The following is a 26,115-nucleotide window of genomic DNA, read 5'->3' as shown; positions in this document are numbered from 1 at the left end:
ACAGGCGAATTACTTGAGCGGAATGACGTACTCGGTGGTCAGGCGTGTCTCGGTCATGTCACGCGCGCCTGGGAACTCGGTTTTCAGCGCACCGCGATCCAAGCGGAAGAACAGGCCTTTAAGTGCACTTTCCTGAACCGCATAGGTCATGGAAACGATCTGTACCTGCTCTTTCTTCGGACCAGCAGCCGACAGGGCATTGCTGCCTTTGAGGTAGATCCAGTTGAAGTTCAGACCTGGAACGCCCAGTGCGGTGAAGTCATAGCCATAGCGAACCTGCCAAGTGCGCTCACCGGCACGAGCAAATTTGTTGACCTGGATGTCAGAGGTGATCGGCGCGATAGAGCCGTCGCCTTGGTTCGGCCAAACGAAGTCGCTATCGCCTTCACTGTGTTGGTAACCGGCACCAAAGGTGTGCGCACCGTACTTGTAGCTGAACAGGGCGCTAGTCAGTTGGTTGTCCACTTCACCCAGGGTTACGTCGTTGGCGTAGAAACCGCTGACCAGGTAGCCTTCCATCTGCCCGTCGAAGCTGCGGTTTTTGCCATGGCCCGAGCTGTCGTAGTGACGGAAGTCACCGGACAAGACGCCATCGCCCACTTTCCACTGAGTCAGCGCACCGATCATGTGCTGTGAGTAGAAGTCATCCATCTGCGCGTAGTAGTAGCGCAGGGTCAGGCTCGGATCGACGGCGTATTCACTGCCAAAGAACCAGAACTTGTTGCTGTCCTGCGGCGTGCCTGGAATTTGCGCGCCGTATTTATCTACGTTAGCTGGCGACCGGTAGCCATTACGACCCGGGTTGGCGGCGTTAATGCTCATCGAAATACCGTCGCTGGAAGCACGGCCTTTAGACTTCTCGAACATACCGGCAACGATGGTCAGATCATCAACCTCGCGGGAGGTGATCATGGTGCCTTCAAACAGTTGCGGAGCAATACTGCCGGTCGATGCCTGGATGATCGGCATGCGCGGCTGATGTGCGCCGTACACGATCTCGGTTTTGGAGAAGCGAATCTTGGGATTCACGTAAGCCCAAGAAAAGTCATCCACCGAGCTGTTATCAGTCTCGCGCGGGAACAGAATAGCTGGCTGACGCGATGAGTTTGGATCACCCGCCTTACCACCCGAATCCAGCTTCAGGCCGTAGAAGGCAGTCAAATCAGCGCCGAAACCAACGGTGCCCTCGGTATAACCCGAGCGCGCGTTAAGCATGAAACCCTGACCCCACTCAGTCAGACGAGAGCCACCGGCAGCATGACCGGAGCGGAAATCGTTGTCGTAATAGAGGTTGCGCAAACGCAGAGAAACCTGGGAGTCGTCCAGAAACCCGGAGGCCAGTACGGGCTGAACGAAGGAGGTGCACAGCAGGGAGGTTACAGCACACGAAAGGAGCGAAACGTTTCCTGGGAACTTCTTAATGCAGGACATAGTACTTCTCTTATTTTTGTATTCATGCCTCGGTTGGCGTTCCTCCTTCTTGGTTGCTTTCAGTCCATTGCACCGAGCTAGGGCGTCAGTATCAAAATCGGTGCAATTTCATTCAATTGAAACTTGATTTTGAGTGCACCAAGTGCACATCAGAACAAGAATTAATCCCCCCGACCAGCTCGAGCTGCTATCAATACACTCCAGAAAGAGCCGTTCTGCCGCAAGCGGATGCTGGAAGTGTTGCCGATGCTGTTCTGAGCCCGTACCTGAGGCTATGTGAAACCATCTAACACGTCTACACCGCAGCATTCATGTAAGAGCAACGCCTGAGCGCTTACCTGAAGCACCAGCAGATGGTGGCTCTATCTGCCTGAGATGGCACTGAAAAGTGCGGGATATGCTGCAACCTGACGGTGCAGCAATCTCTACGTCAGGCAACTTTTTGCGCAGCTTTAATCTGTGCAAGTAAAAATAAAAAAGTGAGCGTTAAGTGCACTAAAAATGCTCACGAAGGCTAAACCTGCAAATCCCTAACAAGAGGTTAACTACCATGGCACTTCCCCAAGGCCGCTTCCGCCACATTGGTGTCCCTGCTTTCGATCCGGATGCACTGGGTCAGTTCTACACCCGCTGGTTTGGCTTCGTGGTATCAGATACCGGCAATGGCCGTGGTGACGGTGCCCGCGTAGTGTTCATGACCGGCGATCCGGAAGAGCATCACCAGATTGCATTCGCCAACCTGCGCCGCGAAGGCCACCCTGGCATGCAGCAAATCTCCTTCGTCTACGACACCCTCGAAGATCTGAAGAAAATGGCCGTGGAATTCCACAAGGCCGGCGTACCGATCCTGCAGCAGAAAGACCACGGCAACACCTGGAGCATCTACATCGGCGACCCAGAAGGTAACCGCATCGAGTGCTACACACCGTCCCCGTGGTACGTGACCCAGCCAACTTGGTGGGACATCGACCTGGTCAACGAATCGGTTGAAGAAATCTATGCCCGTACTGAAGCCAAAGCCAAAGAATCACCTGGCTTCTGCTCCCGCGAAGAGTGGCAAGAGCGCATCCGCGCTGGCGTAAAAGCCAACCTGGAAGCCTTCGAAAGCTGAGTTTCAGTCAGCACAAAAAGCCCCACACCGGTAACGGTGTGGGGCTTTTTTATTGGGCCGGAGATTCAGCCCACAGCCCTGTGTAGCGGGCATGAAGCGACACACTGCGATGAAGCCGCAAATGCTCAATCCAATGATGGATGGCACTTCAACCATCCATCATTTAAGCAGGCCAACAGATCAACAGCGGTCGCCGGCACGGCATTCGTCTTAATCAGCAAAGGTTGTTGGCAATGGCCTGCACATCGGTCTGGTTTTCCAGATCCATCAGCGCCGCAAGTGCTTGCTCGGCACGGGCTTTATCCACGGTTCCGGCGAAGTTGATGTTGCGCCAGAACTTCTCGATCACCTGCGCTTCGCCTACCGGATTTTCAGCCCAGCCCAGCGGCAACTGATTGCGCTCAGCACGCAGTACGCGCCCATCCTTCAGGTGCACAGCCAAACGCGTCAGGTGGTTAGTCAGATCGGTTGCAGGCAACATTTTGACCTTCTCAGTCAGCGCCATAACTTCCGGGTTGTAGACCTGCTCATGGGTGTAATGCTCAATCTCAACACTGCGGTTGATCATGACGTTGGACACCGCATACGGAATGCTGAACAGCGAACGGGCCTGGGTGTCATCTGCCGACATCGTCTGATTGAGGAAATGCACCAGACGATGAGGCGGCACGTCCATGGTGATTTGCTCGATATCCGCTGCCGCAAACTCATGCTCACGGACAATATCCAGCGCACATTCGATCGGGTTGTGGTTGCCGTAGCAGGACGGATGAATCTTGTGCATGCCTTTGACGTAGTAGGTCTTGCCCAAATCCACCACCAAATGTTCCGGGTTGTAGTTCACCGAGAACAGGTTGTAGTAGCCCAACGGGCTGGTCAGGGCATCTTTCACGCCACCAAAACCGGACTGGCTCAACTGCACCGCAGTCACCGCGTTATAGGCAGCCAGCGCACCCGGTAATTTGAAGGTATCGGCACCGTCCCACAGCGACTGATACGAACCGGACATCATGTGCAGAAGGATGCCGTAAGCATTAACGATGGCAGCCTGATCGAGCTTCATCAGCCGCGCGACAACCGCCAGCGCACCAAAGGCGTTGGCCGTGCCGCACACCTCAAAGCACTTGTCGAAGTTAAACTCTTCGGATACCGCCAGACGCGCACCAATATCACCGCCGAGCACGACGGCAACGATCAGTTCTTTGCCGTCCGCATTCAGGTATTCAGCCACCGACAAGGCCGTCGGGTCTGTAGTGCTGCAGACATGGCCAACCATCTTGCCGCGGTTGATGCCTTCCGGGGACGGCCCACACACTTCAAAGTCGAAAGAACGCCCTGTCAGGCAGTTCATCAGTGCTGCCTGCGCCAGCGGCAGCTTCTCGCCATAGCCCAGAACGGTGGCTTGAGCCGCACCACCCCAGCTGCGATACAGATTCATAAATGCGTCGTTACTCGGCGCCTTATAACCGCCGACAGAGCAGCTCAGTGCATCGATCAAACGCAATTTCGCCGCATGCACAACGTCTTCCGGAAGCTGCTCAAACTGAGTGTCTGTAATGTGCTGAGCGATCTGCTGCAGAAACATAGGGCCGCCTTACAAAATCTTATTGTTGGGGAAAGTCAGAAGGCACCGTTCGTACAGTGCCCAGTGCACCAACTCTAGCGATGCGCTTAAACGTGCAGCAACAACCAGCACCCAATGTGTGCATTTAGTGCACGAATGACTATTTTTCCGTACCTCCCAGAAAAACTCATGACTAGTATTCGAGCACCCGGACCGACCTGGTGCAAAGACGGCTTGTCGCGCACCAAAAGGGAGCAGCCACGGGACTTTTTCGGCGTGCGGCCCATTGCGGCGAACACCCCACCAATACAACTAAAAGAACGGTGATGTATGCGTAATCAAAACAGATCGCTGGCAAGCATCTGGGACAACATCGAACCATGGTGGATGGTTCTGGTCCTGCTGATGTTCTATGTCATGTCCATTCTCGACCGCCTGGCACTGAACATGCTGGTGGTACCAATCCAAAAGGAAATGGGTTTTACAGACGTGCAGATGAGCCTGATCATCGGCCCTGCGTTTGCTATCGCCCACGGGCTTTTCGCCTTCCCTCTGGGCTGGGCATGCGACCGTCTCTCACGCCGTAAAGTGCTGTTCGGCGGTTTCGCCGTGTGGTCGGCAGCTACCGTTTGTGCAGGTCTGTCGAAGACCTTCCCATCGCTGTTTGCCAGCCGTGTAGTCGTCGGTGCCGCTGAAGCTTCGCTGATGCCTGCGGCTTACTCGATGATTGCCGATCGGGTTCCGCGCCACCGTATGACAACTGCCATGTCGATCTTCGGCATGGGCCCAAAACTCGGCAACGCATTCGCATTCGGCGTGGGCGGCTGGGTTATTGCCTACACCGCCAGCGTGGGCACCATGGCCTTCCCGGTAGTCGGTGAAATGAGTGCTTGGCGCTCAGCACTGATCCTGCTTGGTGCACCTGGTGTACTGCTTGCCCTATTGGTATTTACTTTCCGCGAGCCTATTCGTCGCGGCATGAACGGCCTGACTGAGCGCGCCAAAGCGGTGACAGAACAGGTCGGTGAGATCAAATTCAAGGACTACATCAAGCAGCGTAAATTGCTGTACGGATTGCTCCTGCTGGGCTTCTCCTGCACCACCGTAGCGGCACTGGCTTCTCTGTCTTGGGTTCCGACTTACATCACCCGTCACTTCGGCCTGACGCCGAAAGAGTACGCCCCGGCCCTGAGTATCCTGTACGCAGTTGGTGCCTGCACCATGCTGCTCAAAGGCATCATCATTGACTGGATGTACAAGCGCGGCTACCAAGATGCCCACATCCGCTTCTACGCCTTCATCCTGGTGCTGGCCCTGCCTGCTATCGGCGTTGCATTCACCACCGATGACTTCAAGGTGTTCGTGATTGCCTATGCGGCACTGGACGTGATCCTGCTCAACTCGGTGTTCTACGTCAGCGCCACCATCCAGCTGATGGCCCCGACTCACCTGCGCGGCCGTGTCATGGGCATGTTCATTCTGGTGGTAGGTACCCTGGCACCGACTCTGTCGCCGCCACTGGTTGCGTACATCACTGAGCACGTGTTCGAAGACCAAGCCAAACTGGGTTACTCGCTGATCAGTGTCTCGGCCACCAGCGTAATCCTGGCCATCATTGTTCTGGGCATCAGCCTGCGTTACCTACGTCCTGAGCTGCAGCGCGTCTCCGATGAGAACGAAGCCAAGCGCAAAGAAGCAGAAGCTGCTGAAGCCGCTGAGGCAAACGCCAAACCTGCCACAGCCTAACCAGGCAACGTGAAAAAAAGCCCGCACCACGCTGCGGGCTTTTTTACGTCTATACGGCGGCCAGACTGGCCATGTAGGGATGTAAACGCATCCGCTACGCAACTGAAATGGCCATGCGGGCTTAGCTGGCCCACCGGCGTAATCCGGGGCGCGGGCCACGCATAACGCAGCCCATTTTGAGCGCTGAGTTGTGGCCGCCAGCATGCGGCGGGTTGCGCCACTTTACGACTAACCCGCCCTACGAAACGGTATCTACCCGGCTGCGTGTGTTGGCATGCCGTTGCCTGAGTGCCGCCCATAAAAAAGCCCGCAACTGAGTGCGGGCTTCGGTGTAGCCGGGCTACGCCTTACAGCGACAAGCAGAGGTATTTGATTTCCAAATAGTCTTCGATGCCGTACTTGGAGCCTTCACGTCCCAGGCCGGAGGCTTTGATGCCACCGAACGGTGCGACTTCGTTGGAGATCACGCCGGTGTTGATGCCGACCATGCCGTACTCCAGCGCCTCAGCTACGCGGAATACGCGGCCCAGATCACGTGCATAGAAGTAGGAGGCTAGACCGTATTCGGTGTCGTTGGACATGGCGATGACTTCGGCTTCGTCTTTAAAGCGGAACAGCGGCGCCAGCGGACCGAAGGTTTCGTCTTTGGAGACGAGCGCAGAGGTCGGCACGTCCACCAGAATAGTCGGTTCGAAGAAGGTGCCAGCCAGTGCGCTCGGCTTACCACCACTGACGATACGTGCGCCTTTGCTCACGGCATCTTCAATGTGCTCCTGAACCTTGGCGACAGCTTTGGCATCAATCAGCGGGCCGGTGGTGATGCCTGCTTCCAGACCATTACCGAGCTGCAGTTTGTTGACCGCTGCTACCAGCTTCTCAACGAAGGCATCGTAGACACCGTCCTGAATGTACAGGCGGTTAGCACATACGCAAGTCTGGCCATTGTTGCGGAATTTGGAGATGAGTGCGCCTTCAACAGCCGCATCAAGATCAGCATCGTCGAAGACAATAAACGGCGCGTTGCCGCCCAGCTCCAGCGAGACTTTTTTGATGTCCTGCGCGCACTCAGCCATCAGTTGACGACCGATTTCAGTGGAGCCAGTAAAGGTCAGTTTGCGTACTTTCGGGTTACCGGTCAGCTCACCACCGACTTCACCAGCGCTACCGGTGACCACACTAAATACGCCTGCTGGAATACCCGCCTGCTCAGCCAGTGCAGCCAGTGCCAGCGCGGAATACGGGGTTTGCGAGGCAGGTTTGAGCACCATTGTGCAACCCGCTGCCAGTGCCGGACCGGCTTTGCGGGTGATCATCGCGGAGGGGAAGTTCCACGGCGTAATCGCAGCGGTCACACCAATCGGCTGCTTGAGCACAATGATGCGCTTGTCCTGCTGGTGGCCAGGAATGGTGTCGCCATATACACGCTTGGCTTCTTCACCGAACCACTCAAGGAAGGACGCAGCATAGGCAATTTCGCCGCGGGATTCGATGAGCGGTTTGCCCTGCTCCATGGTCATCAGACGAGCCAGGTCTTCCTGATTAGCCATCATCAGTTCAAACCACTTGCGCAGGCGGTTGGCGCGGTCTTTCGCGGTCAGGTCACGCCAGGCTGGCAGGGCACGCTCAGCGGCATCAATCGCGCGGCGGGTTTCATCACGGCCCATTTTCGGCACGCTGCCGAGGATTTCACCCGTGGCCGGGTTGTTCACGGCAATCGTCTGGCCGTTGTCAGCATCCACCCACTGTCCGTCGATATAGGCCTGTTGGCGGAACAGATCCTGATTGTGCAATTGCATGGTCATCTCCAGTCGCATTCAACACATAAAAAAAAGCCGTGGCGAACCACGGCAAATTCAGGCACAGCGGTGGTGTCAGCGCTTAAGCAGGTCCAGCGCGACATCCACAATCATGTCTTCCTGGCCGCCAACCATGCGGCGCTTGCCCAGCTCAACGAGGATGTCGAGGGTCGACAAACCGTATTTCTGCGCAGCCACTTCGGCGTGACGCAGGAAGCTGGAATAGACACCCGCGTAGCCGAGGCCGAGGGTTTCGCGGTCCACACGGACCGGGCGATCTTGCAGCGGACGCACCAGGTCATCAGCCGCGTCCATCAGTGCATACAGGTCCGTGCCATGGTTCCAGCCCATGCGCTCGGCGGCTGCGATAAACACTTCCAGCGGTGCGTTACCGGCACCGGCGCCCATACCGGCGAGGCTGGCGTCGATACGGTCGCATCCCTCTTCCACCGCAACGATGGAGTTGGCTACGCCGAGGCTCAGGTTGTGGTGCGCGTGCATACCAGTCTGAGTTTCCGGGTTAAGCACGGCCTTGAATGCACGCATACGGTCGCGGATGTCGTTCATGTTCATCGCGCCGCCGGAGTCGGCCATGTAGATGCACTGGGCACCGTAGGACTCCATCAGCTTGCCTTGCTCGGCGAGTTTTTCCGCCGGGATCATGTGGCTCATCATCAGGAAGCCGACGGTGTCCATGCCCAGGCTGCGGGCGTATTCGATGTGCTGCTTGGACACATCCGCCTCGGTGCAGTGAGTGGCGACGCGCACGCTGCGCGCACCGGCATCGTAGGCCGCTTTAAGGTCGTGAACCGTGCCGATACCCGGCAGCAGCAGTACGGTGATTTTGGCGTTTTCGATGACATCCGCAGCGGCTTCAATCCACTCCAAATCAGAGTGTGCACCAAAGCCGTAGTTGAAGCTGGAGCCTTGCAGGCCATCACCGTGGGTGACTTCGATGGAATCAACACGCGCCTTGTCCAGGGCGCGGGCAATGTCCTGCACGTTCTGGATCGAGTACTGGTGGCGGATGGCATGGCTGCCGTCACGCAGGGTCACGTCGGAGATGTAGAGCTTTTTGCTTGGATCAAAGGTCATGGTGCTGTCCTCAGCCGTTGATCATGGATTCAGCCATGCGCTCGGCGGTAGCTAGCGCGGCAGAGGTCATGATGTCCAGGTTACCCGCGTAGGCTGGCAGGTAGTGCGCCGCGCCTTCGACTTCGAGGAACACGGAGGTTTTCAGGCCGGAGAACTTACCGTGGCCCGGAATGTTCAGCGGTGCATCTTCAGGGATCACGTCGAACTGCACCTTCTGCTTCAGGCGATAGCCCGGCACATAGGCGTTAACGGCTTTTTCCATTTCCAGCACGGAGGCTTCAACAGCGGCTTGGTCGGCCGCTTCAGAGAGCACGAACACGGTGTCACGCATAATCAGCGGCGGTTCAGCCGGGTTCATGATGATGATCGCCTTGCCCTTCGCTGCGCCGCCGATTACCTCGATGGCCTTGCTGGTGGTTTCGGTGAACTCATCAATGTTGGCGCGGGTGCCTGGGCCTGCTGATTTGGAGGCGATAGACGCGATGATCTCGGCGTAGTGGACTTTAGCCACGCGGGAAACCGCTGCGACCATCGGGATGGTCGCCTGGCCACCGCAGGTGACCATGTTCACGTTGAGCTTGTCGATGTGCTCAGCGCCGTTAACCACCGGCACGCAGTACGGGCCAATGGCTGCCGGGGTCAGGTCGATCAGGCGGATGCCTGGCTTGGCTGCACGCAGCTGCGCGTCGTTTTTCACGTGGGCGCCAGCGCTGGTGGCATCGAACACGAAATCGATATCAGCGAACTCGGGCAGATTGATCAGCCCTTGTACGCCTTCAGCTGTAGTGGCAACGCCCATGCGCGCAGCGCGGGCCAGGCCGTCGGAATTAGGGTCGATACCGACCATGGCGGCCACTTCGAGGAACTTGGCGTTGCGCATAATCTTGATCATCAGGTCGGTGCCGATATTGCCCGGCCCGATGATGGCGGCTTTTAGTTTTTTCATCGTTAGTACCTTAAGTGCACGCAAGGCATGATTTATTCAGCGCTGAACTGCACGCCAACCTGGCCAATGCCTTCAATTACCGCTTCAAAATGATCACCGGCAGCCACCGCCACCATTGGGCCGAGTGCGCCGGTCAGAATCACATCACCGGCTTTCAGCGGCGTCCCCAAACGGGCCATGGTTGAGGCCAGCCAGGCCGCTGCATTGAGCGGATGGCCCAAGCATTCAGCACCGCTGCCGCTGGATACCACTTCACCGTTGCGGGTCATGCTCATGACCGCTTTACGCAGATCAACATCAGCAATGCGACGCGCCGGGCCGCCGAGTACAAAGCAACCGCTGGAAGCGTTGTCCGCCACGGTGTCGACGAATTTGATGTTCCAGTCTTTGATGCGCGAACCGACGATCTCCAGCGACGGCAGCACCCAACCAGTGGCATCGAGTACGTCGAGGTAAGTGGTGTCGATACGCGGCAGGTCTTTTTCCAGCACCAGCGCAATTTCCGCCTCGATCTTCGGCTGCATCACGCGGCCAAACGGCACGGTGTCGTTGTCGCCGTAGCACATGTCGGCAAACAGGGTGCCGAAGTCCGGTTGATCCACGCCCAACTGCGCCTGCACTTTCTTATTGGTCAGGCCGATTTTGCGACCGACCACACGACGGCCAGAGGCCTCAGCGTGGGCGACGTTTATGCGCTGAATGGCATAAGCTGCTTCAGCACCGTCCAGACCAATCTGATCGCGTAAAGGCTCGATGCCTTCACCGCTACGTTCTGCCTTGCGCAGGGCCGCAGCCAACTGCTCCAGGGTGTCAAAAGAAACGCTCATGAGTACCTCTCAGAAGGCCGTAGCGGCATCAGTGGGTGAGGAAGTCCAGCACCAGCCGGTTGAATTTTTCCGCGTGTTCCCACTGCGCCCAGTGCCCGCACTGGTTGAAGACGTGCAGCTGCGAATTAAGGATGCCGGCGTTCAGGCGATAGCCGGTATCGACCGGAACAAAGCGGTCATTACGGCCCCAGACGATCAGGGTTTCGGCTTGAATGGTGGCCAGTCGCGCACCAAAGTCCGGGAACTGCACCGGGTGCGCCAGCAGGCTCTTCACAAAGTTTTCCAGGTGATCCGGGCGCGCCAGCAGGTTTTCCAGACGGGCCTTCATCAGGTCTTCAGTCAGGTCGCTGCTGTCGTAGACGAACACGTTCATCATGCGGTTGAGGTTTTCCAGAGTCGGCTCGCGGTACAGCGCACCGATCAGCTTGATGCCCTCAGTCGGCATCGGCACAAAGGGGCTGACGCCACCTGTACCACCGCCCATCAACACCAGTTTGTCGACGTTCTCCGGGTACGTCAGGGCAAACGCCACTGCGCTGTGGCCGCCCATGGAATTACCGAGCAGGCTGATTTTGTCGATCTGTAAATGATCGATAACAGCCTTAACCACGCGGGCGTTAAAGTCGGAGCGGGACTCAGCGCACAGCACCGAGTCGCTCTTGCCCCAGCCGGGGCAGTTGATCAGCAGCACGCGGAAACCGGCATCCACCACCGGGTCGATGTTGCGGTTGAAGTTGGCCCAGCCGGTTGCACCTGGGCCTGAGCCGTGGAGCATGACCACAACCTTGTCACCGTCGCCGAGGTCGTTGTAGTGCACCTTCAAAGAGCGGCCTGCATCTTCGATCTGTACAAAGCGGCTGCTGTCTTCTTCGTTGAAACGGGTCATAGGCGTGCCTTCCCTACTGAATGCTTGATCATTGCCCGCTCGTGCACGGCCGGGCGCTGAGCGCACCGAAGCCGGCAATCCACTCGGGAATTTCGCGGTAATAGCGATTACTGGCCTGATACGGGCCAAAGGCTTGCAGCGCAGAACTGGCTGCAACCCAGGTTTTGACTTCATGGGTGGATTTGCCCGCGAGTGCGGATAGCTCGGCATTGCCCATGCTGTCCAGCTCGGCCATGCGGCCGTCGCTGAGAATGTCGAGGAACTGCTGATCCCACTCAGGGTTGAGTGGGTGCAGCGAGTTCTGGTCGTGCACGAATCGCTGCGCCGCGAGGATCACCCGCTGCGTGCGTGCTTCGCGCTCATCGGCCGGCAAATACCGGCCACTGCCTTTTAGCCTGTCGGCCATCAACCCATCGACTTTGGCCAGTTCAGGCACCGGAGGCTGATGGGAAAGCCCGCCAGATGCGATGAACAGGACCCGCTGGTTCAGCGACTGTGCCCAACGGCCAATCGCTTCGCCCAGCAGACGGGCACGCTGAAAGCTCGGCAGCGGGGTGGCTACCGAGTTGATGAAGACCGGGATCACCGGCACTTCTCTCAGCCCACCGAACAGCAGTTCCAGTGGCTGAGCAGCTCCGTGGTCGAGTTGCATACGGTAGGACACAGCCGAGTCAACGCCTGCGTCCAAGACAGCCTGCGCGCAGGACTCCGCCAGCTCCTGGGGCACGTTCAGCGGCCCGGCCAGGGTGCCGAAATCGCCAATAGCGTGGGCCGCCATACCGATGCAAAACGACGGCATTACGTCGTAGAAAAAACCGTTGTAGTGATCCGGGGTGAACAGCACCACCAGCTCCGGATCAAACTCGGCGACCCGCTTACGGGCCGCTGAGATCACATCATCCACTTCATCCAGCACCGCACGGGCCGGGTCAACAAAGCCCACCAGCGGTGTGTGCGAGAGGCATTCCAACAGCGCAGTCATCTCAGGCCACCTTGCCGGCTGACGCTTGTACGCTGGCGATCACCGGCGTGGCGCGCAGTGCATACAGCACTTGAGCAGCGGCCTTTTCCAAGGTCTGCGGGATGGTTGCCGCAGCGACAAAACGATCCGGACGCAGGATGACCACAGACGCCGGGTACAGACCGAACCAAGTCTTCAGACGGTTGGTGTAATCACCGACAGTGATCACGCCATCGATCACCTCGCGCTCAGCCTTAAGCTGAACAGCCGGCAACACCTGAATGAATTTCACACCCAGTTGTTCGTAGGCAGCGATCTGCTCAGGCTTCAGGCCCCACTTCGGATTGCTGCCCCAGGCAATGATCGCAAAGTTGCTGCCAATCACTTCATCCAGCAGCACCTGACGGCCATCTTCCAGCTCCACTTTTGGCTGAATAAACATGCGTCCGGCTGGGGAGTCCTTAATGCTGTCGGCCACAACCACACCTTGGGTGTATTTCGGCATCGGCTTAAAGCGCATTTCGAGGAAATAACGCTTCACCGGCGGCACGTAATTGAGCAGCCAGGAGATACCGTCACGCAGCGTGGCGTACCAGCGCTTCGGCGGATTGAGCACGTTACCGGCCAGCACAGACAGATCAATCATCGCCTTGGCATGATCACGACGCTCAGCTTCGTAGGTGTCGAGCAGGGCTGGATCGGCCAAGCCTTTGACCACCAGCGCGAGTTTCCACGCCAGGTTGCTGGCATCACGCATGCCGCTGTTGTAACCCTGGCCCTGCCAGACCGGCATGATGTGTGCGGCGTCGCCTGCCAGAAGAATCCGGTCGATGCGGAAGCGCCCGGCCAGACGGGCGTTGTGGCTGTACACACGCTGGCGGATCAGCTCGACTTTGTCCGGCTCCGGCAACACCTGCGACAGCAGCTTACGCATGTTTTCCGGGCGGCTCAGTTGCTCTTCGGTTTCACCCGGCATCACCATAAATTCGAAGCGGCGCACACCGTGCGGCAGTGCTGCCGACACATACGGACGCACCGGGTCGGCACACAGGTAAATGTTCGGCGTACCCAGCGGGTCGTTGGCGATGTCGACCACGATCCACTGGTTCGGTGCGGTCTTGCCGTCGAAGGAAATATTCAGGGTGCGGCGCACGTAGCTGTTGCCACCATCACAGGCAACCAGGTAGCTGGCGCGTACACGCTCTTCAGTGCCATCGGCCTTACGCAAGCTCAAGTCGACACCTGTGGCGTCCTGAGAAAATGCGTACATATCGCGGGAGAACAGGCAGCGCACATTCGGGAAGCGCCCAAGGCCTTTGTACATCACGCCATCCACCTGAGGCTGGATGAACGCGTTGCGGCGCGACCAACCGAATTCATCGGTCATCGGCTGAATGTCGGCAAAGCAACGACCCTTGGGTGTCAGAAAACGCATGGCGTGCCACGGCGTTGTGTGCGGTAATACCTGCTCGACCAAACCAAAGGACTGAATGGTACGCAGCGACTCATCGTCGATGCCGATAGCACGTGGGTAGTCGATCAGGGTATCGAGTTTCTCGATCACCAGAACCTCGACACCCATTTGTCCGAGGTAGTTTGCAATAGCCAGCCCAACCGGGCCGGCACCCAGCACAACGACTTCCGCCTGATAGCTTATCTCGTTAGGCTTTTGTGGGGTCTGGGTCATTATTGTTCTCCGCCAGAGTGAGGCGCGCCGCTGTTTTCCCAGGGCAATAACGGCCCCGGAGCTCACCGTCAGGTGAAGCGCCTTTGGTTGTAATGCGTTACAGGAAAAGGATTTGGCGTTACCGACTGAGCCGTATCAGTTACACGGTGTCGGTCGATGTTTTACTGAGGTGTATCATCACCGGCCAAGCCACTTTTAAGGTCTGGCCGGAGTATAGAAACAAGAAAAAAACAGCAGCAATGAGAAAGCCGTCAGTTGTGCACTAGATGCACATAGCTTTGAGTATGCGTGATGACACAAGAAGAAAAAGAAACTGAGTACAAATCCGTTCGCGGATTGATTCGCGGCCTGGCCGTTTTGCATGCCATGAGTCGCGCCAGTGGCTCAGCCAGTATTAACCAACTGAGTCAGGAAACTGGGCTACACCGCACCACGGTCAGACGCCTGCTGGAAACCCTGCAGCACGAGGGTTACGTCAAGCGCCACAGTTCAGAAGACAGCCTGTATCAGTTGACCCTGAAAGTGCGCGAACTGAGCGAAGGTTTCCGCGACGAACAGTGGATTTCCTCCCTTGCCTCACCGGTGCTGGGAAGCCTGCTGCAGAAAGTGCATTGGCCAACTGACCTGTGCACGCTGGACGTGGACGCCATGCTGGTCCGCGAAACCACCCATAAATTCAGCCGACTTTCATTTAACCAGGCCATGATCGGCAGACGCCTGCCCATGCTCTACACCTCCGTTGGACGCGCCTACATCAGCTTCTGCCCGGACGATGAGCGTGAAGCGATTCTGGACCTGCTGCGCGCCCGCGAAGACGAGGAAGGCGCATTGGCCCGCGACGAGACTTACATCCGCCGCCTGATCGAGCACACACGCAAAACTGGCTACGGTGAAAACTACGCTCACTGGCAGTCTGAAAAGCGTATTGCAGCCATCGCCCTGCCCGTATTCAACGGGGAAAAAGTAGCTGCTTGTTTGAGCCTTGTGTACGTGGCCAAGGCCATGACCATTCAAGACGCCGCCAAGCGCTATCTGCCGATGCTCAAAGATGCCGTCGGGCAAATTGAGGCGTGCTGGAAACAGTTCGAGTACGGCAACACCAATAACCTGTTCGAAGAGGCCGAAGACCTCAACTAATTGTGCACTTAGTGCACATAAAATACGGTTTTCGTTGCCTCCGCCTGACCCCCTTGGCTACTGTCGGAACATGCCCTAATCAGCATCAGTTTTCCTCAGGTAATTCGCGCCCTTATCTGCATGCGGGGCGCGCTACCCTTAGCTTCAAGGTCAGCTATGAACAATTACAAAAGCATCTGGAAGTATCTGTTCCGCACCCCGCACCGCCTCAATATGGTTGACGTCAACGGCGTTAACACCCGCTATCTGGAAGCGGGCAAACCCGGCGCACCAGTGGTTATCTTTCTGCACGGCACCGCCGGCAGCCTGGAAAACTTCTGCGCCAACTATGCGGCCTATGCCGAACACTTCCATGTGTTTGGTATCGACATGCTCGGCTGCGGCGCGACCGATAAACCTGCCTATGATTATCTGATCCCTAACTACGCTGAGCACGTGCAAGGCTTTATGGATGCTGTTGGCGTCCAGAGCGCATCCTTGGTGGGTGTTTCGCTGGGCTCCTGGGTGGCCGCGCAGGTGGCATACAACGTACCTGAGCGCATCAATAAACTGATCCTGATCGCACCGGCCGGCATTATTGTCGATGCCGAAGAAGAACGCCGCGTGGCCGAAGGCGTACGCAAACGCCGCAGTGCCGCTGCCACGACTCCAACCTGGGAAACCGTCAAGGCAGCCATGAGCGGCCTGATGCTCAAGCCTGAAGACCTGATCGACGACCTGATCGCCATCCGCCTGGACATCTACCAAGACCCACGCATGCAGGACGCCATGCCGCGCCTGCTGGCCTTCAGCCTCGGTGGCCAGGACCTAAAACCCGAACAGTGGCGCAGCCTGAAACAACCGATGCTGAGCATTGCCGCTGTTGATGCGCCGAATATGTTCCTGCGCAACGCCTACGCCATTGCCGAAACTGCGCCGAACGTCGAACTGCTGGAAATGACCGGCTGCGATCACTGGGCGCAGTTTGAGCAACCCGATGCCTTTAATGAACTGAGCATCAACTTCCTCAAGCGCTGAGTCCGGCACGCATCAGAACAGATCAAGTGCCGTCGCCTGTGTTGTCACACGCGTCGGCCACGCCTTGCGAGACACCTTATGAACAATTACCAAAGCATCTGGAAACACCTGTTCCGCACCCCACATCAACTGGCCTGGATCGACGTTAAAGGCGTCAGCACCCGCTACCTGGAAGCAGGCAAAGCCGATGCGCCAGTGGTGATCCTGCTGCACGGTGCGACCGGCAGCCTGGAATACTTCTGCGCCAACATTGCCGTACTGTCTGAACACTTCCGCGTGATTGCCGTGGACATGATGGGCAACGGCCTGACCGAAGCGCCGGACTATCCGTACACCCCAAGCGTGTACCGCACCCACGTGCGCGACTTTATGGATGCCATGAATATCGACAAGGCGTCCTTTATTGGTGTGGCACTGGGCTCGGCGATTGCCATTCACATGGCTCACCACCACCCGGAGCGGGTCAATAAAGTGGTGATGGTCTCCCCCGGCGCCATCGTGGTGAACGAGGAAGAAGTCGGCAAATTCATCTCCGGCGTTAAAGAGCGTCGCGGTGCAGCTACTGAAAACCTGACCTGGGAAAACGTCGAGAAGATCGTCTCCGCGCTGTTCTACAACCCGGAAAAGAGCCTGATTCCCGACTTGGTCAGCGCCCGTCTGGATTGCTACGAGTGCGACAACCTGCAAACACGCATGGCCAACATGATGTCCTCGGCGCAGCCTGAGCAGTTCCTCACTCACGATCAGTGGCGCGCCCTGCAAACCCCGGTGCTGGTTACCGCTGCGGTGAGCATCCAACACATGTTTGTGGATAACGCCCGCAAGATCGCTGAGCTGGCGCCTAACGCCACCCTGATCGAAATCCCTGAGTGCCGTATCTGGGCGCATTACGAACAGGCCGAGCGCTTCAACAGCGCCGCTATCGAATTTCTCAACGCCTGATTTGATCAGCGTTTTGTAATAAGGATTCCCCCATGCTCGACCAAGCCCTGATCACCGAACTGGCCGCTGAACTGCACCGCGCCGAACAAGATCGCACCCAGACCGAACACTTCTCCAAGCGTTACCCGGAGATGACCATCGAAGACGGCTACGCCATCTCCCGCGAGTGGGTGAAGCTCAAGCTGGCTGAAGGCCGCGTGATCAAAGGCCACAAGATCGGCCTGACCTCCCGCGCCATGCAGATCAGCAGCCAGATCAACGAGCCCGATTTCGGCACCCTGCTGGACGATATGTTCTTCAACCAGGGCAGCGACATTCCGGTCTCCCGCTTTATCGCCCCGCGAGTTGAAGTGGAGCTGGCCTTTATTCTGGCTAAGCCGCTGAAAGGCCCGAACGTCACCATCTTCGATGTACTGGCCGCAACGGATTACGTGGTTCCGGCACTGGAAATCATCGACTCGCGCATTGAGCAGTTCGACCGTTACACCAAAGCGCCGCGCAAAGTGTTCGACACCATTTCCGACAACGCCGCCAACGCCGGCATCGTCCTCGGTGGTCGTCCGGTCAAGCCGGATGCCGTCGACCTGCGCTGGGTCAGCGCCCTGCTGTACAAGAACTCGGTGATCGAAGAGTCCGGCGTGGCCGCTGCCGTGCTCAATCATCCGGCAACTGGTGTGGCCTGGCTGGCGAACAAACTGGCCCCTTATGGCGAAGGCCTGGAAGCCGGGCAAGTGGTGCTGGCAGGCTCCTTCACCCGTCCGGTTGGCGGTGTTGCCGGTGACCATTTCCATGCAGATTACGGCCCACTGGGCAGCATCTCGTTCCGCTTTGTTTAAGGAGGCTGTTCATGAGCACTCCACGTTTACACAACCCGTTCAAGCAGGCGCTGGCCGAAGGCAAACCGCAGATTGGTTTGTGGCTGGGCCTTGCCGACAGCTATGCCGCTGAGATTATGGGCGGCGTGGGCTACGACTGGCTGCTGATCGACAATGAGCACGTACCCAACGATGTGCGCAGCACCCTGACGCAGCTGCAAGCCATCAGCAGCGCCGTGCATGCGGTGCCGGGCAGCGTCGACTCGCACCCAGTGGTGCGCTTGCCGGTGGCCGACCCGGTGCTGGTTAAACAGTATCTGGATATCGGCGCACAAACCCTGCTGCTGCCGATGATCGACACCGCCGAACAAGCGCAGGATGCAGTACGCGCCATGCGTTATCCGCCAGAGGGCATTCGCGGCATGGGCAGCGGCATTTCCCGCTCATCGCGCTGGCACCGTTTCAGCAATTACATTCAGGAAGCCAACGAGCAGGTGTGCCTGCTAGTTCAGGTGGAAACCGTCGAGGCCATCACCAACCTGGATGCTATTGCCGCCACACCGGGCGTTGACGGCGTGTTTATCGGCCCGTCTGACCTGTCCGCCTCCATGGGCTTTGCCGGGCAGGTTGACCACCCGGAAGTCTGCGCGGTGATTGATGATGCTATTGCGCGCATTCGCAAAGCCGGTAAGGCAGCAGGTATCCTGTGCGCCAACGAGCAACGGGCTAAGCACTACCTGAGCCTGGGCGCGCAGTTCGTCGCCGTCGGTGTCGATACCTCACTGCTTAACAGTGCAGCGAAGGGATTACTGGCTAAATTCAAAGAAGCACCCAGCGCGACACCTGCTCCAAGCTCGGGCTACTGACGCTCTACGGCCACACTCACCCGTGTGGCCTTTTTTCTTTTCCACTGCCGCACACAGGTTAGACGTGACTGCTCATTCCATTCTTGATCCTCGCACCGCCCGAATGCTGCCTTGGTTGGTCGCTGTTGCGTTTTTCATGCAGGCATTGGATGGCACCATTCTTAACACGGCACTGCCGGCAATCGCCCACGAACTGGGCGAAGACCCGCTGCGCATGCACGGCCTTGTGCTGGCCTATCTGATTACCGTCGCCATTCTGATTCCCGCTTCGGGTTGGCTGGCCGACAAATACGGTACACGGCGGGTATTTTTCGGCGCCATATTGCTGTTCTGCACCGGCTCGCTGCTATGCACCTTTGCCGACACCTACAACAGCCTGCTGGTGTCGCGGGTGATTCAGGCCACCGGTGGCGCGATGATGATGCCCGTGGGACGCTTAGTGGTGCTGCGCGCTTACCCGCGCAGCGAGCTGGTCAGGATTATGGGTTTCGTCACCCTGCCCGGCCTGGTCGGCCCACTGATTGGCCCGACGGTAGGCGGCTGGCTGGTGGAGTACGCCAACTGGCGGTGGATCTTCGCAATTAACCTGCCCATTGGCCTGATCGGTGCAATTGCCAGTTACCGTTTAATGCCCAACCTGCGCCCGGAAAAATCCTGGGGCTTCGACTTTGTCGGCTTCGCCTTGTTTGGCGCGCTCACACTGTCGGTCATCTTCACTCTGGAGAGCCTGGCTCACCCAAGCTTCCTTCAACCCTACTGGATGATGATCAGCGGCGTGGTGGCGCTGGTGTTGTATTACCTGCACGCCTCGCGCAAAAAGCATCCACTGTTCAGCCTGACGTTGTTCAAAGTACCCAGCTTCAGCATCGGTATTCTCGGCAACCTGCTGTCACGCCTGGGCAGTTCGGCCATGCCCTTTTTGACGCCACTGATGATGCAAGTCGGGCTGGGCTATTCGCCGTCAGTAGCAGGCATGAGCATGATCCCGCTGACCTTGGCCGGCATGGCCAGCAAACCGTTGCTGACATGGCTGATCAAGCATTTCGGCTACCGCAAAGTGCTGGCCTGTAACACCTTTGTTCAGGGCTTCATGATTGCCGCCATGTCCCTGATTACGACGGATACACACCTGGCATGGCTGCTCTTGCTGCTCTCGCTGATCGGCATGTCGATGTACATCCAGTTCACGGCCCTGAGCACCTTCACCCTGACTGATCTGGACAGCCAACAGGCCAGCAGCGGTACCAGCCTGATGTCGGTCACCATCCAACTGGCTATTGGCCTGGCGGTTTCGATAGCCGGTGCCTTCCTGACCCTGTTCAACCCGTCTGAAGGGGCCTGGCCTCAAGCCACGGTCATGGACGCATTCGCCTGCGCCTATATCGGGCTGGGCGTGGTCAGTGTGTTTACCACCTTGCTGTTTCTCTACAAACCTAAGCCACGTAAGTGCTGAAAGCGTTAGAGCTGCAGCATAAACATGGCCTTGGCCAAAAACAGAATCAGCAACATTTGCGACAACACACTGAGGTGGATCATCCGCGAGCGGGCGGGCGTTGACCGCCCTGTACGCATCAGAAAGACCACCAGCAGAAAATGCCCGAGGATGCTCAGCGCCAGCACAATCTTCAGGCTCATCAACAGGCCAATACTGCTGGTAAACGGATCCTTCAGAACACCCCGGTAATGCCAGGCCAGTCCAACACCTGCGCCGTACAAGGCCAACACGACCCAATGCATCACCTTGCGTGCCCGCTGCCCGACGGCTTTGGATAAACGCTCACGGGTTGCAGCATCCAGTTGTCGTGCAGCGCGGGAGAGAATCATCACCTCAAAGAACACGCCACCGATAAAGAACGCGGCCGCAGCCAGGTGGATGATATTCAGCAGCAGGTAGGTCAATACGTCACTCCTTGTACAAGCCCGATTCGTTTACCCCGGATGCCCGTCCGCCCGGCTCCTGCACAGCATCGGCCCATAGCAGATGACAAACTGCAGAAACGCCAACACCCAACCTGCAGTCGCCAGCCACAGCGCCGGCTGATACACCAGCGACACACCAAACACCCGTGCCACAGCAGCCAGATTCAGCAAGACAAACGCCAGAGCGAAGGCGCGAGGCAGTTGCAGCGGACGTCCGGTATGCCCCAATGAAACCCGCGCCAGCATTGCCAGAATAAGCCCGCCCATGGCTCCAACTGTAAGCCCATGCAGCGCTTGGCTCGGCACCAGCGGCGCACCGAAATGCCAGGCAGCCAGACCAACACAGGCCACCACCATCCAGGCATAGGCAATATGCAGCGACCACAGCAAAGGCACCCGCAGCAGCCCGCCATCAAACCAACGCACCAAGCGCATTCCGTGGCCCAGACTCAGGCCTGCGAAGAGCAGCCCTGCCCACCAATTCGCATCAAGTAAAAGACCACTGGCCGTGAGCACGGCAACCAGCACACTGCCGGCTAACAGCGACCAATCCAGCCAAGGCCAGGCTTTAACCTGAGCCGGGCGGGAAAGGCCACGCTGAGTAAAGAAGGGAATCACTCGCCCGCCGATCAAGCTCATCATCCCTGCCACCAACCAGATGGCCGCCTGCGTGCCCTGTCGCTGCCAGGCCTCGTTGCCATCCTGCACACCCAGCAAAGTCAGTACATCAGCGGCACAGAGCAACAGCAGCAGGACAACGGTGGGATAGTTGCGAACCTGCCGCACACGCCAGAGCAGGCGCCCCATCGTTGCGGCCACTGCCAGAAGAAACAGCGCATTGAACGCCAGCAACAACCAACTGGTTTCCATCCACCAGGCCAGTCGCGCCAGCAACCAGATCAGCACCAGCACCGCCAATGGCCGGCCAGACACACTCGCCTGGCCGGTCCAAGTCTGTACCGCCGTCAACAGAAAACCGGCAATGATGGCCCCGGCGAAGCCGAACACCAGCTCATGCCGATGCCACGCCAACCAGCCACCGACAGGCACGGGCAGCAGCGGCATGCCATTGAGTTCAGCAACCCACAGCGGCACCGCCACTAGCGCCAGTAAAGTGCCCAAGAGAAAGAACGGACGAAAGCCCAAACGCAGCACAGCAGGCACTGCCATCGCCTTGCGTTTATCGCTGATCTGCATAGCGTCTCCGAGAGATACCCGTCAAACGACTGCATCTTTACCGAAGCTAGGCAGACGACCTTGATTTCAATCAATTCCGGAAAAATTCAGTAGCACTGAGCACTGACGCAGACAGAGAGCTACGCATGCAAAAGAAAGTGCAAAGAAGGGAGTAACACGAAACAGGAGGGAAATAACGGGGGGACACAACTTGAGGTAAGCGGACTTACCTCAAGTGTGAAAACTCTGTCCTGGAGAACAGAACTCTGGCGCTTATTTGAACGCCAGGGTGCCCTTCATCAGAGCCGAATGGCCTGGGAAGCTGCAGAAGAAGGCATAGCTTTCGCCTTCTTTCAGTTTGCTGGTATCGAAGGTCACGGAGTCCTTCTCACCACCACCGATAACTTTGGTGTGAGCGATAACGCGGGCATCGTCAACTTTAACGTAGTTGTTAGCCACGCCAGCGCTCATACCTTCCATCATCGCACCCTGCATATCAGCAGCAGTGGTCAGCACCCAGTTGTGGCCCATCACGTTGGACGGCATGGTGCCAGTGTGCTGAAGGTTTACAGTGAACTGCTTGCAGGACTTGTCGACAACGATGTTGTCAGTGCTGAAACGCATTTGGTCAGTGCTTTGAATATCGATGGAGCACTCAGCTGCCATCAGGGAGGTGCTGCTCAGTACCAGCAGGGAAGCTGCCAGACATTGACGGATCATGGGGATTCCTCTGATTCGCAAATGAAATTAACTGGCTGCCGGCCTTTTGAGTCGACAGCCACATGAATCACTCGATCTCTTCGTAGGGTAGGCCTACGTAGTTCTCAGCGATGTTGACCAAACCGGCATGGGAGTTCAGGTAATACTCACGGTCGGCTTGCTGCATCTTCTGATCCCAAGCGTCCTTATGGCCATCAAAGTCATGCAGCAGATTTGTCATGAACCAGCTGAAGCGCTCGCCTTTCCATATGCGACGGAGTGCCAGTTCAGAATATTTATCCAGCAGGTCGGTACGGCCGTCAGTGTAGACCTTAACCAGGATACGGTACAGATAGCACACGTCAGACGCAGCCAAGTTCAGGCCTTTAGCGCCTGTTGGCGGCACGATGTGCGCAGCATCGCCGACGAGGAACAGTTTGCCGTACTGCATCGGCTCAACTACATAGCTGCGCAGCGGCGCAATGCTCTTCTCCAGGGACGGACCAGTCTGCAGATTATCCACAACGGATTGCGGCAGACGGGATTTCAGGGTGTCCCAGAAACGCTCATCGGACCAGTCCTCAACCTTGTCAGTCAGCGGTACTTGCAGGTAGTAACGGCTGCGGGTGGTCGAGCGCTGGCTGCACAGCACAAAGCCATCTTCGTGGTGTGCGTAAATCAGTTCGTGGTTGCACGGAGGCGTGTCGGACAGCAGCCCCAGCCAGCCGAACGGATAAACGCGCTCGTAGTGAGTCAGCAGTTCAGCCGGAATGCTCTGACGGGAAATACCGTGGAAACCATCGCAGCCTGCGATGTAGTCGCAGTCCAGGCGGAAGGTTTCGCCGTCTTTCTCGTAGGTGACGTAAGGCTTATCAGCCTTCATGTCGTGAGGTTTGACGTTCTCAGCGGAATAGATAGTAGTCAGACCGGCAGCAGCACGGGCTTCCATCAGGTCACGAGTCACTTCAGTCTGACCGTAGACCATTACAGTCTTGCCGCCAGTCAGCTCTTTGAGGTCAACGCGTACGCGCTTGCCGCCCACCAGCAGCTCAACACCGTCATGGACCAGACCTTCTGCGTCCATACGCCCAGATACGCCCGCTTCACGCAGCATATCCACAGTGCCTTGCTCCAATACGCCTGCACGGATACGGCCAAGGACGTAGTCCCCGGTCTGACGCTCCAGAATGACGTTGTCGATGCCAGCTTTGTGCAGCAGCTGACCAAGCAGAAGGCCGGACGGACCGGCACCGATAATCGCAACCTGAGTCTTCATTATGTACTTTCCCGCTTTGATTTAGCCGTCACAATCAATGCTTACGGCTGGGGTTTTTTATAAGCCCCTGCATTTTTGCCAAAAGCATTGCCCTGTTAAGGTTAAAATCGGGCAATAAAATGTACTTTTCGAAACTTCGTGCGATTATCGAAATAAAACATGCTGCTAGCACGGCAGCCACGCGAGGCCTATACGACTAATGGATAAGACCAAATCGCCAGTACCGGTTTTCAAACTGTATGGCGAAAATCAGGACTGGCCGACCCCCGATTTGATCCACTGCGAAACCATTTCCAGCCGCAGCAGCAAACACCACTGGGAGATCCAGTCACACCAGCATGCCGCGCTGTATCAGCTGTTTTACTTTCGCCATGGCGTGTGCCAGGTCGAGATCGAGGGCATCCGCCGGGAAATCCGCGAACCCTCCATTCAGGTGGTACCGGCAATGTTCGTACACGGCTTTCAGTTTGCCGACGATATCGACGGTTATGTGCTGACACTCGCCGCGCCTCTGGTGACACAACTTGAAGCCGATCTGGACCCCAAGCTCAGTACCGCCGCCTGCTATCCCGTACGGGAGTCAGCACGTCATCTGGATACGCTGTTCGCCGTATTGCAGAGTGAATATGAAGGCACTGACATGGCCCGGGACACATTATTACAAGCCATGGTGAACGCTTTAGCCGTGTGGTTGGCACGCCAGCGCAAGCGCACAAGCACCGTCACCAGCGGTGATGATCGGGGCCGCGACTATATGGTGGCGTTCCTCAACCTGATCGAAAAACATTACCGCGAGCATTGGTCTGTGGAACGCTATGCCCACCAAATTGGCCTGTCGAGCACCTACCTGAACAACCTGTGCCGCCAATTCGCCGGACACAGTGCACTGCAACTGATCCACCAGCGCCTGCTGTTGGAGGCCAAACGCAACCTGATCTACACCACCATGTCCATCGCGCAGATTGCCGATGCATTGGGCTTTGTTGATCCGGCCTACTTTTCACGTTTTTTCAAACGCATCAGCGGACAGACCGCCAATGCCTTCCGCCAACAGCGCCCTAACACTGAATCAGTGTCGATAGATGTAAACAGCGAAGAATTTCATTAACAGAATCCGCAAGCAGCCCTCTCGAATGCCTGCGCAGCCCGAGACAAAACGTCGCAACCCCGCGTTCTAGCGCATGGTTTCAGTTTTATTGCACTTGGCGCGATCCTTGTAAGTAAGCCCGCCGCTTATAAAAAACAAATGGGCCTTACACATGCGTTTTACTAAAAAAACCACTTCTGCCTCCGTGCACCTGAAGAAGCTTGCTGCTGCCACCCTGCTCGCCACTACCGCTATCGGTAGTGCCAACGCCACCGAGGGCGGTCTGTCCTCCTGGCCGATGGGCATCGAAATCTACGGCATGGGCATCCTGCCTCCGGCTGGCACTTATGGTCAGATCTTCGCGGGTAACTACACCGCTGATACCTTACGCGACAACGCCGGCAACAAAGCCGCTGAAATCGACCTGCGAGTCACCAGCATCGTGCCGCGTTTTGTTTGGGTAACCGAGCAGAAAGTCCTTGGCGGCGACCTGGGCTTCCACGCCCTGCTGCCACTGAACGACATGCGCCTGAACATCAAAAATGGCGGCCCGCACGACCACAAACGCGGCATCGGTGACATGCACCTGGGCCCGGTTGTTGGTTTCCACCTGAGTGAGAAGCTGCACATCGCAACCGGCGTTGACTTCGTTCTGCCTACCGGCAGCTATGACAAAGACGACATCATCAACCTCGGCAACAACTACTACACCGTGCAGGGCGTGTTCGCACTGAGCCACATCGACCCGAACGGCTTTAACGCCGATATGCGTCTGATGTACGACTACAACTTCGAAAACAAAGACACCAACTACACCTCCGGTCAGGAGCTGCACCTGGACTACACCCTGGGCTGGGGCTTGGGTAATGGCTGGGTAGTGGGCGTCGGCGGCCACGCCTACACCCAAATCAGCGATGACAAGTGCAGCTACTCCAACTGCGCCTCCGCAGCTGCTGTAGACGCCACCGGCGGCAACCGCGGCCGCACCCTGTCGATCGGCCCTGCGTTCCAATACGCAAGCAAAGACGGCTGGCTGTTCAGCGCCAAATGGCAAGAAGAAACCGGCGTACGCAACCGCGCCGAAGGCCAGACCTACTGGTTCAAATTCACCACCCCGCTCTAAGCGACCG

General features: G+C 57.5%; 23 protein-coding genes. 10 read left to right on the top strand and 13 right to left on the bottom strand.

The window, feature by feature from the left end:
• Positions 1–9: 9 nt before the first annotated feature.
• Positions 10–1,431: an OprD family outer membrane porin gene (locus AO726_RS08975; RefSeq protein WP_058067723.1), complete on the bottom strand. Its 1,422-nt coding sequence runs from the start codon at positions 1,429–1,431 to the stop codon at positions 10–12.
• A gap of 550 nt (positions 1,432–1,981) precedes the next feature.
• Here AO726_RS08975 and AO726_RS08970 point away from each other — a divergent pair.
• A complete protein-coding gene (locus tag AO726_RS08970; RefSeq protein WP_058067722.1) occupies positions 1,982–2,542 on the top strand; it encodes a VOC family protein in 561 nt (186 codons plus the stop codon).
• A 214-nt stretch (positions 2,543–2,756) separates the two neighbouring features.
• On the opposite strand, the gene AO726_RS08965 is transcribed toward AO726_RS08970, so the two are convergent.
• Positions 2,757–4,127, bottom strand: coding sequence for an MmgE/PrpD family protein (locus AO726_RS08965; protein WP_058067721.1), 1,371 nt, complete (start codon positions 4,125–4,127; stop codon positions 2,757–2,759).
• Between the two features lie 309 nt (positions 4,128–4,436).
• Here AO726_RS08965 and AO726_RS08960 point away from each other — a divergent pair, with 309 nt between their 5' ends.
• Positions 4,437–5,852: an MFS transporter gene (locus AO726_RS08960; RefSeq protein ID WP_058067720.1), complete on the top strand. Its 1,416-nt coding sequence runs from the start codon at positions 4,437–4,439 to the stop codon at positions 5,850–5,852.
• A 347-nt stretch (positions 5,853–6,199) separates the two neighbouring features.
• Here the strand turns inward: AO726_RS08960 and gabD are convergent, their stop codons facing one another.
• The 7 genes from gabD to AO726_RS08925 all read right to left on the bottom strand — a co-directional run bounded on the left by gabD (position 6,200) and on the right by AO726_RS08925 (position 14,050).
• Complete coding sequence (gene gabD, locus AO726_RS08955; RefSeq protein WP_058067719.1) at positions 6,200–7,648, bottom strand: NADP-dependent succinate-semialdehyde dehydrogenase; 1,449 nt, start codon at positions 7,646–7,648, stop codon at positions 6,200–6,202.
• Between the two features lie 75 nt (positions 7,649–7,723).
• Positions 7,724–8,743, bottom strand: coding sequence for a 4-hydroxy-2-oxovalerate aldolase (gene dmpG / locus AO726_RS08950; protein WP_058067718.1), 1,020 nt, complete (start codon positions 8,741–8,743; stop codon positions 7,724–7,726).
• A 10-nt stretch (positions 8,744–8,753) separates the two neighbouring features.
• Positions 8,754–9,689, bottom strand: a complete 936-nt coding sequence (locus AO726_RS08945; RefSeq protein WP_058067717.1) for an acetaldehyde dehydrogenase (acetylating) — start codon at positions 9,687–9,689, stop codon at positions 8,754–8,756.
• A gap of 32 nt (positions 9,690–9,721) precedes the next feature.
• On the bottom strand, positions 9,722–10,516 hold the full coding sequence (mhpD, locus tag AO726_RS08940) for a 2-keto-4-pentenoate hydratase (protein WP_058067716.1): 795 nt from the start codon (positions 10,514–10,516) through the stop codon (positions 9,722–9,724).
• Between the two features lie 28 nt (positions 10,517–10,544).
• Positions 10,545–11,402: an alpha/beta fold hydrolase gene (locus AO726_RS08935; protein ID WP_058067715.1), complete on the bottom strand. Its 858-nt coding sequence runs from the start codon at positions 11,400–11,402 to the stop codon at positions 10,545–10,547.
• Between the two features lie 28 nt (positions 11,403–11,430).
• Positions 11,431–12,384: a 3-carboxyethylcatechol 2,3-dioxygenase gene (gene mhpB, locus AO726_RS08930; protein WP_058067714.1), complete on the bottom strand. Its 954-nt coding sequence runs from the start codon at positions 12,382–12,384 to the stop codon at positions 11,431–11,433.
• A gap of 1 nt (position 12,385) precedes the next feature.
• Positions 12,386–14,050: a bifunctional 3-(3-hydroxy-phenyl)propionate/3-hydroxycinnamic acid hydroxylase gene (locus tag AO726_RS08925; RefSeq protein WP_058067713.1), complete on the bottom strand. Its 1,665-nt coding sequence runs from the start codon at positions 14,048–14,050 to the stop codon at positions 12,386–12,388.
• A 291-nt stretch (positions 14,051–14,341) separates the two neighbouring features.
• On the opposite strand from AO726_RS08925, the gene AO726_RS08920 reads away from it, so the two are divergent.
• The 6 genes from AO726_RS08920 to mdtD all read left to right on the top strand — a co-directional run bounded on the left by AO726_RS08920 (position 14,342) and on the right by mdtD (position 20,280).
• Positions 14,342–15,187: a DNA-binding transcriptional regulator gene (locus AO726_RS08920; RefSeq protein WP_058067712.1), complete on the top strand. Its 846-nt coding sequence runs from the start codon at positions 14,342–14,344 to the stop codon at positions 15,185–15,187.
• A 156-nt stretch (positions 15,188–15,343) separates the two neighbouring features.
• On the top strand, positions 15,344–16,204 hold the full coding sequence (locus tag AO726_RS08915; RefSeq protein ID WP_058067711.1) for an alpha/beta fold hydrolase: 861 nt from the start codon (positions 15,344–15,346) through the stop codon (positions 16,202–16,204).
• A gap of 78 nt (positions 16,205–16,282) precedes the next feature.
• Positions 16,283–17,146, top strand: a complete 864-nt coding sequence (locus tag AO726_RS08910; RefSeq protein WP_058067710.1) for an alpha/beta fold hydrolase — start codon at positions 16,283–16,285, stop codon at positions 17,144–17,146.
• A gap of 32 nt (positions 17,147–17,178) precedes the next feature.
• On the top strand, positions 17,179–17,982 hold the full coding sequence (gene hpaH, locus AO726_RS08905) for a 2-oxo-hept-4-ene-1,7-dioate hydratase (protein ID WP_058067709.1): 804 nt from the start codon (positions 17,179–17,181) through the stop codon (positions 17,980–17,982).
• Between the two features lie 11 nt (positions 17,983–17,993).
• Entirely contained in the window at positions 17,994–18,827 is an 834-nt protein-coding gene (gene hpaI / locus AO726_RS08900) for a 4-hydroxy-2-oxoheptanedioate aldolase (RefSeq protein WP_058067708.1), read from the top strand.
• A 64-nt stretch (positions 18,828–18,891) separates the two neighbouring features.
• Positions 18,892–20,280, top strand: coding sequence for a multidrug transporter subunit MdtD (gene mdtD, locus AO726_RS08895; RefSeq protein WP_058067707.1), 1,389 nt, complete (start codon positions 18,892–18,894; stop codon positions 20,278–20,280).
• 5 nt (positions 20,281–20,285) lie between these two features.
• Here the strand turns inward: mdtD and AO726_RS08890 are convergent, their stop codons facing one another.
• The 4 genes from AO726_RS08890 to pobA form a co-directional block, all read right to left on the bottom strand.
• Positions 20,286–20,726 (bottom strand): CopD family copper resistance protein, encoded by a 441-nt coding sequence (locus AO726_RS08890; RefSeq protein WP_058067706.1) that lies wholly within the window; start codon positions 20,724–20,726, stop codon positions 20,286–20,288.
• A gap of 30 nt (positions 20,727–20,756) precedes the next feature.
• A complete protein-coding gene (locus AO726_RS08885; RefSeq protein WP_058067705.1) occupies positions 20,757–21,944 on the bottom strand; it encodes an NnrS family protein in 1,188 nt (395 codons plus the stop codon).
• A gap of 252 nt (positions 21,945–22,196) precedes the next feature.
• Positions 22,197–22,643: an azurin gene (gene azu / locus AO726_RS08880; RefSeq protein WP_058067704.1), complete on the bottom strand. Its 447-nt coding sequence runs from the start codon at positions 22,641–22,643 to the stop codon at positions 22,197–22,199.
• Positions 22,644–22,710: 67 nt separating this feature from the next.
• A complete protein-coding gene (gene pobA / locus AO726_RS08875; RefSeq protein WP_058067703.1) occupies positions 22,711–23,898 on the bottom strand; it encodes a 4-hydroxybenzoate 3-monooxygenase in 1,188 nt (395 codons plus the stop codon).
• A 199-nt stretch (positions 23,899–24,097) separates the two neighbouring features.
• Here pobA and AO726_RS08870 point away from each other — a divergent pair, with 199 nt between their 5' ends.
• Both AO726_RS08870 and AO726_RS08865 read left to right on the top strand, forming a co-directional pair.
• The gene (locus AO726_RS08870; RefSeq protein WP_058067702.1) at positions 24,098–25,006 is read left to right on the top strand and encodes a helix-turn-helix domain-containing protein; all 909 of its coding nucleotides are present in this window, start codon (positions 24,098–24,100) and stop codon (positions 25,004–25,006) included.
• 151 nt (positions 25,007–25,157) lie between these two features.
• Positions 25,158–26,108, top strand: a complete 951-nt coding sequence (locus AO726_RS08865) for a SphA family protein (RefSeq protein WP_058067701.1) — start codon at positions 25,158–25,160, stop codon at positions 26,106–26,108.
• The last annotated feature ends 7 nt before the right edge of the window (positions 26,109–26,115 follow it).

Origin of the sequence: Pseudomonas sp. TTU2014-080ASC (assembly GCF_001446935.1) — a bacterium.
Classification (GTDB): domain Bacteria; phylum Pseudomonadota; class Gammaproteobacteria; order Pseudomonadales; family Pseudomonadaceae; genus Aquipseudomonas.
The sequence above is the reverse complement of the archived record's forward strand: the minus strand, read 5'-3'. Positions and strand labels throughout refer to the sequence as shown.

Bases quoted from the DNA above. Each gene is read 5' to 3' on its own strand.
- AO726_RS08975 (WP_058067723.1), bottom strand. From the start codon at position 1,431: ATGTCCTGCATTAAGAAGTTCCCAGGAAACGTTTCGCTCCTTTCGTGT.
- AO726_RS08970 (WP_058067722.1), top strand. From the start codon at position 1,982: ATGGCACTTCCCCAAGGCCGCTTCCGCCACATTGGTGTCCCTGCTTTC.
- AO726_RS08965 (WP_058067721.1), bottom strand. From the start codon at position 4,127: ATGTTTCTGCAGCAGATCGCTCAGCACATTACAGACACTCAGTTTGAG.
- AO726_RS08960 (WP_058067720.1), top strand. From the start codon at position 4,437: ATGCGTAATCAAAACAGATCGCTGGCAAGCATCTGGGACAACATCGAA.
- gabD (WP_058067719.1), bottom strand. From the start codon at position 7,648: ATGCAATTGCACAATCAGGATCTGTTCCGCCAACAGGCCTATATCGAC.
- dmpG (WP_058067718.1), bottom strand. From the start codon at position 8,743: ATGACCTTTGATCCAAGCAAAAAGCTCTACATCTCCGACGTGACCCTG.
- AO726_RS08945 (WP_058067717.1), bottom strand. From the start codon at position 9,689: ATGAAAAAACTAAAAGCCGCCATCATCGGGCCGGGCAATATCGGCACC.
- mhpD (WP_058067716.1), bottom strand. From the start codon at position 10,516: ATGAGCGTTTCTTTTGACACCCTGGAGCAGTTGGCTGCGGCCCTGCGC.
- AO726_RS08935 (WP_058067715.1), bottom strand. From the start codon at position 11,402: ATGACCCGTTTCAACGAAGAAGACAGCAGCCGCTTTGTACAGATCGAA.
- mhpB (WP_058067714.1), bottom strand. From the start codon at position 12,384: ATGACTGCGCTGTTGGAATGCCTCTCGCACACACCGCTGGTGGGCTTT.
- AO726_RS08925 (WP_058067713.1), bottom strand. From the start codon at position 14,050: ATGACCCAGACCCCACAAAAGCCTAACGAGATAAGCTATCAGGCGGAA.
- AO726_RS08920 (WP_058067712.1), top strand. From the start codon at position 14,342: ATGACACAAGAAGAAAAAGAAACTGAGTACAAATCCGTTCGCGGATTG.
- AO726_RS08915 (WP_058067711.1), top strand. From the start codon at position 15,344: ATGAACAATTACAAAAGCATCTGGAAGTATCTGTTCCGCACCCCGCAC.
- AO726_RS08910 (WP_058067710.1), top strand. From the start codon at position 16,283: ATGAACAATTACCAAAGCATCTGGAAACACCTGTTCCGCACCCCACAT.
- hpaH (WP_058067709.1), top strand. From the start codon at position 17,179: ATGCTCGACCAAGCCCTGATCACCGAACTGGCCGCTGAACTGCACCGC.
- hpaI (WP_058067708.1), top strand. From the start codon at position 17,994: ATGAGCACTCCACGTTTACACAACCCGTTCAAGCAGGCGCTGGCCGAA.
- AO726_RS08885 (WP_058067705.1), bottom strand. From the start codon at position 21,944: ATGCAGATCAGCGATAAACGCAAGGCGATGGCAGTGCCTGCTGTGCTG.
- azu (WP_058067704.1), bottom strand. From the start codon at position 22,643: ATGATCCGTCAATGTCTGGCAGCTTCCCTGCTGGTACTGAGCAGCACC.
- pobA (WP_058067703.1), bottom strand. From the start codon at position 23,898: ATGAAGACTCAGGTTGCGATTATCGGTGCCGGTCCGTCCGGCCTTCTG.
- AO726_RS08870 (WP_058067702.1), top strand. From the start codon at position 24,098: ATGGATAAGACCAAATCGCCAGTACCGGTTTTCAAACTGTATGGCGAA.
- AO726_RS08865 (WP_058067701.1), top strand. From the start codon at position 25,158: ATGCGTTTTACTAAAAAAACCACTTCTGCCTCCGTGCACCTGAAGAAG.